This window comes from Micromonospora narathiwatensis (genome assembly GCF_900089605.1).
GTDB classification, from domain to species: domain Bacteria; phylum Actinomycetota; class Actinomycetes; order Mycobacteriales; family Micromonosporaceae; genus Micromonospora; species Micromonospora narathiwatensis.
Genome location: NZ_LT594324.1, coordinates 3,383,223 through 3,395,648, shown reverse-complemented (window position 1 = coordinate 3,395,648; position 12,426 = coordinate 3,383,223). Strand labels below are relative to the sequence as shown.

General features: G+C 73.8%; 11 protein-coding genes. 5 read left to right on the top strand and 6 right to left on the bottom strand.

Annotation, left to right across the window (positions count from 1 at the left end):
• Positions 1-154 precede the first annotated feature (154 nt).
• The 3 genes from GA0070621_RS14345 to GA0070621_RS14335 all read right to left on the bottom strand — a co-directional run bounded on the left by GA0070621_RS14345 (position 155) and on the right by GA0070621_RS14335 (position 3,042).
• Entirely contained in the window at positions 155-1,054 is a 900-nt protein-coding gene (locus tag GA0070621_RS14345) for an alpha/beta hydrolase (RefSeq protein ID WP_091195661.1), read from the bottom strand.
• Positions 1,055-1,153: 99 nt separating this feature from the next.
• Positions 1,154-1,816, bottom strand: coding sequence for a response regulator (locus GA0070621_RS14340; protein ID WP_091195658.1), 663 nt, complete (start codon positions 1,814-1,816; stop codon positions 1,154-1,156).
• The gene (locus GA0070621_RS14335; protein WP_091195656.1) at positions 1,813-3,042 is read right to left on the bottom strand and encodes a sensor histidine kinase; all 1,230 of its coding nucleotides are present in this window, start codon (positions 3,040-3,042) and stop codon (positions 1,813-1,815) included. Before GA0070621_RS14335 ends, GA0070621_RS14340 begins: the two co-directional genes overlap by 4 nt.
• A gap of 152 nt (positions 3,043-3,194) precedes the next feature.
• Here GA0070621_RS14335 and fabG point away from each other — a divergent pair, with 152 nt between their 5' ends.
• From fabG to GA0070621_RS14315, 4 genes are all read left to right on the top strand, one after another.
• Entirely contained in the window at positions 3,195-3,899 is a 705-nt protein-coding gene (gene fabG / locus GA0070621_RS14330; RefSeq protein ID WP_091195653.1) for a 3-oxoacyl-[acyl-carrier-protein] reductase, read from the top strand.
• Positions 3,900-3,920: 21 nt separating this feature from the next.
• Positions 3,921-4,688: an enoyl-ACP reductase FabI gene (gene fabI, locus GA0070621_RS14325; RefSeq protein WP_091195650.1), complete on the top strand. Its 768-nt coding sequence runs from the start codon at positions 3,921-3,923 to the stop codon at positions 4,686-4,688.
• An 80-nt stretch (positions 4,689-4,768) separates the two neighbouring features.
• Positions 4,769-5,806 (top strand): ferrochelatase, encoded by a 1,038-nt coding sequence (locus GA0070621_RS14320; protein WP_091195647.1) that lies wholly within the window; start codon positions 4,769-4,771, stop codon positions 5,804-5,806.
• 30 nt (positions 5,807-5,836) lie between these two features.
• Positions 5,837-6,616 carry an HAD-IIA family hydrolase gene (locus tag GA0070621_RS14315; RefSeq protein ID WP_091195644.1) on the top strand — a complete coding sequence of 260 codons (780 nt, stop codon included), beginning with the start codon at positions 5,837-5,839 and terminating at the stop codon, positions 6,614-6,616.
• 66 nt (positions 6,617-6,682) lie between these two features.
• On the opposite strand, the gene GA0070621_RS14310 is transcribed toward GA0070621_RS14315, so the two are convergent.
• Entirely contained in the window at positions 6,683-7,477 is a 795-nt protein-coding gene (locus tag GA0070621_RS14310) for a hypothetical protein (protein ID WP_091195641.1), read from the bottom strand.
• 238 nt (positions 7,478-7,715) lie between these two features.
• Between GA0070621_RS14310 and GA0070621_RS14305 the strand changes: the two genes are divergently transcribed.
• Complete coding sequence (locus GA0070621_RS14305) at positions 7,716-8,528, top strand: DUF3097 domain-containing protein (RefSeq protein ID WP_091202410.1); 813 nt, start codon at positions 7,716-7,718, stop codon at positions 8,526-8,528.
• Between the two features lie 4 nt (positions 8,529-8,532).
• Here the strand turns inward: GA0070621_RS14305 and GA0070621_RS29995 are convergent, their stop codons facing one another.
• Positions 8,533-10,053, bottom strand: coding sequence for a DUF1707 SHOCT-like domain-containing protein (locus GA0070621_RS29995; RefSeq protein WP_167666906.1), 1,521 nt, complete (start codon positions 10,051-10,053; stop codon positions 8,533-8,535).
• A 79-nt stretch (positions 10,054-10,132) separates the two neighbouring features.
• A complete protein-coding gene (locus GA0070621_RS14295) occupies positions 10,133-12,415 on the bottom strand; it encodes a DUF1707 domain-containing protein (RefSeq protein ID WP_091195636.1) in 2,283 nt (760 codons plus the stop codon).
• Positions 12,416-12,426 lie beyond the last annotated feature (11 nt).

Below are 12,426 nucleotides of genomic sequence, written 5' to 3'. Positions count from 1 at the left end.
TGTGGGGCTCGCAGGCCCGGCTCGCTCCTCGCGCTCACGGTGCCGCCTTCTGTTCGCGGCTGTGGGGCTCGCAGGCCCGGCTCGCTCCTCGCGCTCACGGTGCCGCCTTCTGTTCGCGGCTGCGGGGCTCGCAGGCCCGGCTCGCTCCTCGCGCTCACGGTGCCACCGTGCCTTCGTCGTCGGTGCCGGTGAGCACGACCGACGCCACCGCGGCCGTCGTGGCGCTGCCGGGTGCCAGGTAGCCGTCGTGGCCGGTCACGCCTGCCGTGGGCAGTGGTCGCGCCCCGAAGACCGGGTCGCCCGGGCGGACGCCGTGGCCGAGACCGGGCAGCCGTACCTCCGGCACCCGGCGGATCCAGTCGGTGGGCGCCTCCGCGGCCCAGATCCGTACCCGAGCCAGCTCGTCGGCCCGATCCACGCCGACGCCCACCCCGCCGAGCGACACCACGTCGGTCACCTCGACCGGCGACCGGCGGGCGGCGAGCCCCACGACAAGCGCCCCGTAGCTGTGCCCGACCAGCGTCACCGTGGCGTCCGGGCGGCGGGCGGCGAGCAGCCGTAGCTGAGCCAGGAGGGCGTCGGCTCCCCGGCGGGCCGCGGTCGGGCCCGCCGCCGTCGTCACCCCGTCGGGCGGGTCGTAGCCGAGCCAGACCAGCACCGCGACCCGGGCGTCGGGGGTTCGGGCACGCAGCGCCTCGTACAGCTCGGCGCCCTGCCGGGCCGGCGCGCGCCGCGCCACCCCGCCCAGCCCCCGGTCGAAGTCGCGCAGCGTGCTGCCCACCCCGGGCACCAGCACCGCGATCCGGTCGGCGGTGGCCAGGTCGCCGAGCACCTCCACCGCGAGGCCGTCGCCGCGCGGATCGAAGACCAGGAACCGTCGGCCCGCCTCGGCCCAGCCCTCGTACGGCGGTCCGGCCGCCCGCAGCCGCGCCGCCACCACCGGATACGCCTCGACGTACGCGGCCGGTGCCAGCGGGTCGGGGCGGTCCGGCAGCAGCAGGCCGAGGCCGAGCAGCACGGTCAGCGCCGCGCGGGCAGGTCGGGTCCAGTGCATCGTCGTCTCCCTCCGGATGGTCCTCCGGCGGGAGCATGCGGCGCGGACGGGGCGAGGATCGTCACCCCGCCGGGTGGTTCCCGGCGTGCTACCCGAGGGCTACTCGCCCGCGGCCACCAGACCGGTCTCGTACGCGACGACCACGGCCTGGGCGCGGTCGCGGAGCTGGAGCTTGGCCAGGATCCGCCCGACGTGGGTCTTGACCGTCTGCTCGGCGACCACCAGGTCGGCGGCGATCTCCGCGTTGGACCGGCCCCGGGCGATCAGGCGCAGCACGTCGGTCTCCCGGGGAGTCAGGCCGGCCAGGTCGGCCGGGCGGGGCCGCCGGTGCCCGGGCCGGGCGGCGAACTCGGCGATCAACCGGCGGGTCACGGCCGGCGCGAGCAGCGCGTCGCCGGCCGCCACCACCCGGACCGCGTGCACCAGGTCGGCGGCGGGGGCGTCCTTGAGCAGGAACCCGCTCGCCCCGGCGCGCAGCGCCTCGTAGACGTAGTCGTCCAGGTCGAAGGTGGTCAGGATGAGCACCCGGGGGCGGTCCGCACGGCGGTCGCCGAGCAGTTGGCGGGTGGCGGCCAGCCCGTCCAGCACCGGCATCCGCACGTCCATCAGCACCACGTCCGGGTCCAGCCGGCGGGTCGCCGCCACGGCCGCCGCGCCGTCGGCGGCGTCCCCGACCACGAGCAGGTCCGGCTGGGCGGCCAGCAGCGCGCCGAACCCCTGCCGGACCATCGCCTGGTCGTCGGCGATCAGCACCCTGATCATCCGTTCCCGTCCTCCCCGTCGTACGGCAGCAGCGCGTCGACGGCGTACCCGCCGTCGTCGAGTGGTCCGGCGGCGAACGTGCCGCCCAGCGCGAGGGCCCGTTCGCGCATGCCGGTCAACCCGTGCCCGGCGCCCCGCTCGGCGGTGCTCGGGCCGGCCGGGCCGGCGGTGTTCTCGACCCGGACCGCCAGGCCCCGTGCTCCGGGCCGGACGCTGACCCGCACCGCGGCCCCGGGCGCGTGCCGGGCGGCGTTCGCCAGCCCCTCCTGCACGATCCGGTACGCGGCCAGCCCGACCGGCGCGGGCGCCCCGGCGGCCGGCGCGGGGGCGTGCAGGGTGACCGCGAGGCCGGCCCGGCGGGCGGCGTCCACCATCGCCGGGACGTCGGTCAGGTCGGGCTGCGGCGCGGTCTGTGGACCGGTCGACTCGCTGCGCAGCACACCCAACAGGCGGCGCATGTCGGTCAGCGCCTCCCGGGCCGAGCCGGCGATGGCGGTGAACTCGGCGCGCGCGCCGTCCGGCACCTCGGCGAGACGGTACGGCGCGGTCTCCGCCTGCACGGCGATCATCGACATGTGGTGGGCGACCACGTCGTGCAGTTCCCGGGCGATCCGGGCGCGTTCCTCCAGCACCGCCCGGCGCTCCTGCTCCCGCTCGCTGAGTTCGGTCTGCGCGGCCAGCGCGTGGCGGGAGAGCCGGTTGCCTCGTACCAGGTCGCCGAGCACCAGCAGGACCAGGACCAGGAGCAGGACGCCGACCCGGTTGTTCGGGTGGACCAGGGTGAGCACCGGCAACACGGTGATCAGCCCCACCCAGACCAGCATCGGTCGGTCCACCCGGGCGGCGACGATCGCGAGCACGAGCAGCGACCCGAGCACCAGCACCGGGCTCCACGGCCAGGGCGCGCGTGGCGGGGCGTTGAACGTGCAGGTGGCCAGCGCGACCATGGTGAGCCGCCAGGCGAGCAGGGGGCGCCGGGGCAGGACGAGCAGCGGGGCGATGGTCAGCGCCGCGAACAACGGCGGCACGATCCCGGGCAGGTGCCGGTTGTACTCCCAGGCGAGGGTGGCGGCGAAGAGGCCGACCATCGCGAACAGGCCGGCCGGGCGCAGGAACCGGGCCAGCCGGGGCCAGCGCTCGGGCGGCGTCCGGGCGGGCGGGACGTCCGGTCCGGCGACGACCCGTCGCAGCGCCGGCCACCAGGTTCCGACCCACGATTGCTCCATCAGCGGCAGCGTACGGGCCGGTGGGGTCGTCGTCGTCCCGCCAGGGGGTGAGGACCGGTGTCATACCCCGGTGTGACCGGCGCGCGTTAGCGCTTACCTGCCGGTAACGCCTAGGCTCCGACCGGCGAGATCAGCTGAGCAGAGGGGGAACCGTGGCCCGTACCGTGCTGGTGACCGGCGGAAACCGGGGGATCGGCCTGGCCATCGCGCAGGCCTTCGCCAAGCAGGGCGACCGGGTGGCGGTGACCCATCGCAGCGGCGACGCCCCGGCGGGCCTGTTCGGCGTGAAGTGCGACGTGACCGACGCCGAGTCGGTCGACGCCGCGTTCACCGCGATCGAGGCCGAGCTGGGCCCGGTCGAGGTGCTGGTCGCCAACGCCGGCATCACCGACGACACGCTGCTGATGCGGATGTCCGAGGAGCAGTTCACCCGGGTGCTCGACACCAACCTGACCGGCGCGTTCCGCTGCGCCAAGCGGGCCTCGACGAAGATGCTCCGGGCCCGGTGGGGTCGGATGATCTTCATCTCCTCGGTGGTCGGCCTCTACGGTGGCGTCGGCCAGGTCAACTACGCGGCCAGCAAGGCGGGCCTGGTGGGCGTGGCCCGCTCGATCACCCGCGAGCTGGGCAGCCGCAACATCACCGCGAACGTGGTCGCGCCCGGCTTCATCGACACCGACATGACCGCCGCGCTGCCCGAGGAGCGGCGCACCGAATACCGCAAGGCGATTCCGGCCGGCCGGTTCGCCGAGCCGGAGGAGGTCGCCGGCGTGGTCGCCTGGCTGGCCTCGGACGCGGCCGGGTACATCACCGGCGCCGTCATCCCGGTCGACGGCGGCCTGGGCATGGGTCACTGAGAAACACGGAGGAACTGCGTAATGTCCGGACTGCTGGCCGGTAAGCGGCTGCTGGTCACCGGCGTCATCACCGACGCCTCGATCGCCTTCTCCGTGGCGAAGCTCGCCCAGGAGAACGGCGCCCAGGTCGTGCTCACCGGCTACGGCCGGCTCTCCCTGGTCGAGCGGATCGCCAAGCGGCTGCCCGAGCCGGCCCCGGTGATCGAGCTGGACGTGACGAACCAGGAGCACCTGGCCGGTCTCGCCGACAAGGTGCGCGAGCACGTCGACGGCCTGGACGGGGTGGTGCACTCGATCGGGTTCGCCCCGCAGAGCTGCCTCGGTGGCGGTTTCCTGGACGCGCCGTGGGAGGACGTGGCCACCGCGGTGCACGTCTCGACGTACTCGTACAAGTCCCTGGCCATGGCGGCGCTGCCGCTGATGTCGGCGGGCGGCGCGGTGGTCGGCCTCACCTTCGACGCCACCAAGGCCTGGCCGGTGTACGACTGGATGGGCGTGGCCAAGGCCGGGCTGGAGTCCGCCTCCCGCTACCTGGCGCTGCACCTGGGCAAGCGGGGCATCCGCAGCAACCTGGTCGCCGCCGGGCCGCTGCGTACCATCGCAGCCAAGTCCATCCCCGGCTTCGAGCAGTTCGAGGACGCCTGGGCCGAGCGGGCCCCGCTCGGCTGGAACCTCACCGACCAGGAGCCGGCCGCCCGCGCCTGCCTGGCGTTGCTGTCCGACTGGTTCCCGGCCACCACCGGCGAGATCGTCCACGTCGACGGCGGCTACCACGCGATCGGCTCCTGAGGTGTGAGGAACGGCCCTGTCGACGCCCCCCGACCAGGGGGCGTCGCGGGGCCGTCACGGCGTCGGGGAAGAATGGGACCATGGCGTACGACGCGTTGGTGCTGGTCTCCTTCGGCGGACCGGAGCGGCCGGAGGACGTGCGGCCCTTCCTGCAGAACGTGACCCGGGGGCGGGGCGTGCCCCCGGAGCGGCTGGAAGAGGTGGTCCAGCACTACCTGCACTTCGGCGGGGTGTCCCCGATCAACCGGCAGTGCCGGGAACTGCTCGCGGCGATCCGCGCGGACTTCGCCGCCAACGGCGTCGACCTGCCGGTCTACTGGGGCAACCGGAACTGGGACCCGATGCTCGCCGACACCGTGGCGCGGATGCGCGACGACGGCGTCCAGCGGGCTCTCGCCTTCGTCACCAGCGCGTACGGCGGCTACTCCTCCTGCCGGCAATATCAGGAAGACATCGCCGCGGCCCGGGCCGCGGTCGGCCCGGACGCCCCGGTGATCGAGAAGCTGCGCCAGTTCTGGGACCACCCCGGCTTCGTCCAGCCGCACGCCGACGCGGTGCGGGCCGCGCTCGCGCAGCTCGACCCGGCCCGGCGGGAGAGCACCCGGCTGGTCTTCACCGCGCACTCCGTGCCCACCTCGATGGCCGCGACCGCCGGCCCGCACGGCGGCCGGTACACCGCCCAGCTCGCCGAGACCGCCCGGCTGGTGCACGCCGCCGCCGCGCCGGACCTGCCGTACGACCTGGTCTGGCAGAGCCGTTCCGGGCCGCCGCAGGTGCCGTGGCTGGAGCCGGACATCAACGACCACCTGGCCACCCTCGCCACGCAGGGCGTCACCGGCGTGGTGGTCAGCCCGATCGGGTTCGTCTCCGACCATCTCGAGGTGGTCTGGGACCTGGACACCGAGGCCCTCGACACGGCCAAGCAGCTCGGCCTCGACTTCGCCCGCGCCGGCACCCCCGGCACCGACCCGCGGTTCGTGGCGATGGTGCGCGAACTGGTCCTGGAACGCACCAACCCGGCCGGCGAGCGGCTGCGCCGCCGCCTCGGCGAGCTGCCGATGTGGGACACCTGCCCGACGGCGTGCTGCGTGCCCCCGGCCCGCCGGCCCGGAGCCTGACCGATCTCCCGACACCCCTGGGGACGACACATGCATGACCGCAAGCCGGTGCAGAGCTGGCTCACCGACATGGACGGCGTACTGGTGCACGAGGGGCAGCCGGTGCCCGGCGCGCCCGAGTTCGTCAAGAAGCTACGCGCCTCCGGCAAGCCCTTCCTGGTGCTGACCAACAACTCGATCTACACCCCGCGTGACCTCCAGGCCCGGCTGGCCCGGATGGGGCTGGACGTGCCCGAGGAGGCGATCTGGTCGTCCGCCCTGGCCACCGCGCAGTTCCTGGCCGACCAGCGGCCCGGCGGCACCGCGTACGCGATCGGTGAGGCCGGGCTGACCACGGCCCTGCACGCGGTGGGGTACGTGCTCAGCGACTTCGCCCCCGACTACGTGGTGCTGGGGGAGACCCGCACCTACAGCTTCGAGGCGATCACCAAGGCGATCCGGCTGATCGACGACGGGGCCCGGTTCATCTGCACCAATCCGGACGCGACCGGCCCGTCGGTCGAGGGCGCGCTGCCGGCCGCCGGCTCGGTGGCCGCGATGATCTCCAAGGCGACCGGGGTGGAGCCGTACTTCGTCGGCAAGCCCAACCCGATGATGATGCGTTCGGCGTTGAACACCATCGAGGCGCACTCGGAGAGCACCGCGATGATCGGCGACCGGATGGACACCGACATCCTCTGCGGCCTGGAGGCGGGTCTGGAGACGATCCTGGTGCTGACCGGGATCAGCTCCCGGACGGAGGCGGAACGCTACCCGTACCGGCCGTCCCGGATCGTCAACTCGGTGGCCGACCTGATCGACGAGATCTGAGCCGCGGCGGGCTCGGCGGGCCGCCGGCCCACATGCGGCGTGCTCCGGCGGGCCGCCGGCCGCCGTTCAGGGGCGCAGCGGGGCGTTGCAGGCGGCCACCAGGGCCTGCCGGCAGGCGGTGGTCAGCGGGCGCAGCGCCGCGTCCCGCTGCTGCGCCTCGTAGGTGTTCACCGCGCCGCCCGGGGCGCTCTCCCCGGCCAGGGCGAGCACCCGGTCCAGTACGGCCGCCCGGGCGAACAGCCGGCGCGCCCGCGGGTCGAATCCGGGCGGCAGGTCGGTGGTGCCGTCGGGGCGGCGCAGTGCGGCGAGGGCGCCGGCCAGCTCGGGCCGCCACTGGGCCACGTCGAGCCGGGTGAGCGCGGCGGTCGTCTCGGCGAGCACGGCGGCCAGCTCGGCTTCCGCCTCGGCCGCCCCGGGCACCGCGAGGGACGCCTTGGGCGCGTCGGCGGGCAACGGGTACACCCGCCAGAGCACGGTCTCCCAGGTCATGCCCGACCCGGAGGTGTGGGTGCGTACCTCCGGCACGAGGCCGAGCCCGCTGGCCACCACCGCCTCGCCGGCGAGCAGCGCCGCGCCGGCGAAGTCGCCGGGGCCGGGCAGCCCGCGCGGGTCGCCCGGGGCGGGCAGCACCAGACGGATCTCGTCCGGGGAGAGCTTCGCCAGGCTGGGCAGCGCCTCCCGCAGGGACACGTCGGTCCAGGCGCCGGGCGCGTCCGCGACCAGGTGCTCCTCGTCGCCGGCGATCTCGTCGGCGACCTCGTCGAAGGGCACCAGGCCGGCCCGCCAGGCGCGTACCCAGGCAACGAACCGGCTCGACCGACGCGGAGCCAGGGTGGCCGCGCCCGCTGCGGGGGAGGACATGCCGAAAGGGTACGTGCTCCCCACCGCCCCTGTCTCGACTGCCGCACCCGCGGCGTGACCTGCCCCCAACTACCCGCTTCGCCCCTTTCCACCCCGCCCGAGGTCCCACCGACCATGGATGGGTGGTGCCGGCCTGGCGTCGTCCGCGACTTCTGTTCGGGACCACGGCTCCATGATCGAAACCGTGCGGCGGCGCGTCGGCGGGCGGTGTGGCGGACCGCTGGTTAGCGTGATCGACATGGCGGGGCGATACGACGGGGACGTGCTGGCGGGGGACTGGCGACGGCGGAAGGTCACCCCGGAGGTGGACGCCGAACCGGACCTGGTGGTCGAGGACGCCGATTCCGGGTTCTGCGGCGCGGTCGTCGGCTTCGAGGCCGGTGCGGTGGTGCTGGAGGACCGGCACGGCCGGCGGCGCAACTTCCCGCTGCTGCCCGCCGCGTTCCTGCTCGACGGCAAGCCGGTCACCCTGCGCAGGCCGGCCCGCGCGCCGGTGCCGGCGGCCCGGCGGCGTACCGCCTCCGGCTCGATCGCGGTCGACAAGGTCCGGGCCCGGGTCGCCAAGGCCAGCCGGATCTGGGTCGAGGGGGTGCACGACGCGGCCCTCGTGGAGCGGATCTGGGGCGACGACCTGCGCATCGAGGGCGTGGTGGTGGAACCCCTGGACGGCATCGACGCCCTGGCCGCCGAGGTACGCGCGTTCGACCCGGGCCCGGGCCGCCGACTCGGCGTGCTCGTCGACCACCTGGTGGCCGGCTCGAAGGAGAGCCGGATCGTGGCGGCGGTGACCTCGCCGCACGTCCTGGTCACCGGCCACCCGTACGTGGACGTGTGGCAGGCGGTGAAGCCGAAGGCGCTGGGCATCCCGGCCTGGCCGGTGGTGCCGCCGGGGCGGCCCTGGAAGGAGGGGGTCTGCGCGGCCCTCGGGGTGGTCGAGCCGGCGGACATGTGGCGGCGCATCCTGTCCCGGGTGAACAGTTTCGCCGACGTGGAGACGCCGTTGATCAACGCGATGGAGCGGTTGATCGACTTCGTCACCGAGCCCGGCTGAGCCGTCAGGTTGCCGGGGGTGGCAGCGGTCCGTACGGGCGTGGCCCGTACCGGCGCCGAAGCCGTTCGCTCACGGCACGGTCGAGCTGTACCGTCCACCGGCCGCGAAGGTAGGGCTCGGTGTGGCAACTGCTGTAAATGTTGATGGTTTTGAGCGGGTACAGCCGGCTGAGCCAGAACAGCCGCACCGCCTCGTCGATGATCAACGGTGGGACGGTGTCGCGGTCGTTGTCGAACCTGACCGCGACGGTCACCTCGCTGACGTTTACGGCGAACTTGGACACCCTGGCCGCACGGATCGACGGGTCGTATCGCCTCAGGGCCGACCCCAGCTCATCGAAGACCGCCTGCTGCCGCTTTTCGGCGTTGTCGGAGCCGCCGTAGAACATCTCTTCATAGACGAAGATCAGGAAGACCAGCAGCGGAACGCCAAGGAACAGCACCCCGCCGTGCCATGTCACACCGAGGCAGCATGTCAGCAGCGCGCCCACGGTGAGGATCTTCCAGGCCGGCTTGGGGAACAGGCGCTGCCACCAGCGGGTCGGTGCGGGCAGTAGCGCGGAGTTGAACAGGAGTCTGTCGAAGGCGCGGTCGAGGGGGCCGCGTCGGGCCGGTCGGGGTGGGTCGACGAGGTCGGCGAAGAGCGGCGCGGTGTCGGCGATGCTGCCCGCCGCGTACGCGGTTCGCAGGCGGGACTCGTATTCGGGCAGGTCGAGGCGGCCCTCGTCGAGAGCGCGTTTGAGCCGGCGGGCGACGTCGTCGCGTTCTGCCTGGGACAGTCGCCGGGCGTCGCCGTGCAGGTCCCCGGTGAGCTGCGCCAGGTCGGCGGTCATGGCCACATGCTGGGTGCGGGCGGTGCGGTTGGCGTGTTCGGTGCCGTCGAGCCGGCCGTCGTGGTGGGCGGCGGCCAGCTCCGCCGCGGCGTCGTGGCGTTGCTGGTCGCTGGCCCGGGCGGCCAGATCGGCCAGCAGGGCTCGCAGGTCACGGAGCCGGCGGGCTTGGCCGATGTCGGCCTCCAGCCCCGGGTGCTCGGCTGGTTCCACCCGGCCGTCGACGACCGCCTCGGTCAGCCGGGCCAGGGCCGCATCGCGGTCGGCGGTACCGGCCAGCAGATCATTGTCGTCCGTGCCCGGCCAGCCCGGCAGCCCGCGCAGCAGTGCGCGTAGTTCCGCGTAGGTGCCGACACCGGGCAGCGCAGCCGAGCGTCGCTCGACCTCGGCGGCCGTCAGCCGGCCCTGCGCCGCGCCCTCGGCCAGCCACCGCACCGCCCGCTCACGGTCGTCGCCGCGTACCCGAGCCGGATCGAACCACCAGTGCTCACCACGCCGGTCCGGCAGGTCGAGGGTCAGCGCCACCAGCTCACCGCGGGTCTTCGCGGCCTGCACCGCGTCCACACGCCGGGCATGCTCGACGCTGTCCAGCCGCCCCTCGTCCCGTCCGATGTCCAGAATCCGCACCACGGCCGCACGGTCATCGTTCGTCGCACGCAGGCCGTGCTGCCCGTCGTCGGACCACCCAAGATTCACGGCCAAGATCGTAGACCCAAAGATCAACAACGGTACGGCGTCGGCTTTACCCGGACGGATCTGACGGGTTGGCGGCTGGTCAGCCGAGCACCATGACCGCCGGGTTCGACTTCGTGCCGTCCACGCGGAGGAACACCCATCGCTGGCCCACGGCCCGCAACTCGTCGATCCAGGCGCTCTCCCCGAGGATCTCATCAAGATCGTGTCGTTCCGTCTTTCGGCCGTCCTGCGGTGTCAGCAGAACGACCTCGCCGCCGGTCTTGACGAGGATGTTTCCGTCCGCCGCGGTGATGGCCTCCACCAGGTCGCCCAGGTCGGTCAGCCACAACCGGCGACCGTCGGTGAGGGAGAAGGCGGCCACGTGACTGGGTCTCTCGTCGCCCGCCCTGGTCACCGGCGCGACGAGCGTGTCCCCGACGACCGCCACCGGGTAGGCCGAACGCGCCTCGAACATGGTTGCCAGAAACGCGCTGGGGAACGACCCGGCGACGTCGAACTCCTCCTGCGACTGCAGGATGGTCGCCCGGCGGGCGCCGTGAGCGTCGAAGGAGACGAAGGCGCCGCCCCGGCCGTCCTCGTCACTGACCCGGATGACCAGCGGGTCGAGCGAGAGCACCACCGTCCCGTTCCCCGTCCAGAGGTACCGCTCGTCGGTGTCGCTGGTCTGCAGCTGGGCGTGCCACCGTTCCCGCCCCGAGGCGAGGTCGACGACGGTCAGCCGGGCGGTGCGCCCCTCGCAGGTGCTCAGCAGGGCGGCAACACCGCCGCCCGCGGCCACCGAGTACGGCTCGCAGCCGCGGGCGGCGGGCAGCCGCCATCGCGGCTTGTTCTCCCGTGCGTCGACCGCGACGAAACCGGTCGGTTCCTTGATCACCGCGGTCTCCGTGGTCAGCGCGAACTCCTCGGAACCGCCGTACCAGCGAAAAATCTCCGGGGGTATCCGCGTCTCGCGGTGCCAGAGGAGCCGGCCGTTGGTGACGTCGAGGGCGACCAGCGTCGCGCACCGGTACTCGCCGTCGGGTGAGTAGGCGATCAGGCCGATGCCACCCTCGGTGGTGCGACTCATCGCGCAGACCTGCTGCCGGGCGGGGAGCTGGAACGTCCAGCTGACCTGTCCGTCCGCGAGCTGGTAGGCCACCACCTTGTCGGTACGCGCCCGGATCACCGTGTCGCCCGCGACCCAGTTGCCGACGCCTTTGACGGTCGAGGGCCGGTCGACCGGCGCCGACCAGAGAACGTGGACCGCGTGGGAGGTGTCCCCCTGCTCCCGCTGCTGTTTACCGCCGCCGTGCCAGACGAGGCCGCCCACACCGAGGGCGAGGCAGCCCACGACGACGGCGGCGATCGCCACCCGCCGCCGGCCAACCGTGCGGTTCTCGACCGGGTCGGCGGCGCCCGCCGCTCGCCGGCTGGGTTCCGGTTCGATGATGTCGGCCAGCAGCGGCTTCAGCTCTCGGGCGGCTTGCGCCGCGTACGCCGCCCGGGTTCGTTCGTCGTACTCGTCAAGGGTGAGCTGGCCGTCGTTCAAGGCCTGCTGCAGCTCCTGGACGGCCTGGTCGCGCTCGGTGTCGGAGAGCCGGTACCGGCGGACCGACGACAGCAGCGACCGGGTGGGCGCCCGGCCGGGCAGGTCGTCGAGGAGCCGGGCCAGCTCGTCCTCCCGGGTCGCCGCGTTGGCGGCGCGGACCCGCTCGGCGTGCTCGGCGGCGTTGAGCCGCCCGTCCGCGTGGGCCTGATCGAGGCGACGGACCGCCCGGGCCCGGTCCGTCGTGCCCGCCCGCCCGGCCAGGCCGGCGGCGACCTGGTCCAGGTCCCGGTACCGGGTGGCGCGCTGGGCGGACGTCCGCAGCTCGGCGTGCTCGTCGGCGGTGAGCATGCCGTCGGCGAACGCCTGGGACAACCGGTCGAGGGTCGCCTCGCGGTCGCCGGCGGACACCAGCAGCTTCTTCCGCGTCGCGGAGGGGGGTCCGGGTACGCCGTCCAGGAGACCTCTGAGATCGGCGTACGTCTCCGCGCCGGCGAGACCGGCGAGCCGCCGTTCGTGCTGCTCGGGGGTCAGCCGCCCCTCGGCCAGCGCGTCGGCGAGCCAACGGATCGCCAGGTCCCGGTCAGTGGCCCGGACCCGGAGGCTGGCGGCCCAGTCCCGGACGCCGAGCTGGCGGGGCAGGTCGGCCACGAGAGCGTCGAGTTCGTCGACGTACCGCGCGGATTCGCCGGCCCGGGAGCGGCTGTCGAACTCCACCGCGTCGAGCCGGCCCTCCCGCAACGCCATCTGGAGCACGTCTGCCGCCTGGCGACGGTCTGCGTTCGTTGCGCGAAGCTTGATGGTCCGGCCGGTCCGACGTTGATCATCACGTGGCACGCGGCCATCGT

Excerpts from the sequence above, each read along its gene's own strand:
- GA0070621_RS14340 (WP_091195658.1), bottom strand. The coding sequence starts at position 1,816 with ATGATCAGGGTGCTGATCGCCGACGACCAGGCGATGGTCCGGCAGGGG.
- fabI (WP_091195650.1), top strand. The coding sequence starts at position 3,921 with ATGTCCGGACTGCTGGCCGGTAAGCGGCTGCTGGTCACCGGCGTCATC.
- GA0070621_RS14320 (WP_091195647.1), top strand. The coding sequence starts at position 4,769 with ATGGCGTACGACGCGTTGGTGCTGGTCTCCTTCGGCGGACCGGAGCGG.
- GA0070621_RS14310 (WP_091195641.1), bottom strand. The coding sequence starts at position 7,477 with ATGTCCTCCCCCGCAGCGGGCGCGGCCACCCTGGCTCCGCGTCGGTCG.
- GA0070621_RS14315 (WP_091195644.1), top strand. The coding sequence starts at position 5,837 with ATGCATGACCGCAAGCCGGTGCAGAGCTGGCTCACCGACATGGACGGC.
- GA0070621_RS14345 (WP_091195661.1), bottom strand. The coding sequence starts at position 1,054 with ATGCACTGGACCCGACCTGCCCGCGCGGCGCTGACCGTGCTGCTCGGC.
- GA0070621_RS14335 (WP_091195656.1), bottom strand. The coding sequence starts at position 3,042 with ATGGAGCAATCGTGGGTCGGAACCTGGTGGCCGGCGCTGCGACGGGTC.
- GA0070621_RS14305 (WP_091202410.1), top strand. The coding sequence starts at position 7,716 with ATGGCGGGGCGATACGACGGGGACGTGCTGGCGGGGGACTGGCGACGG.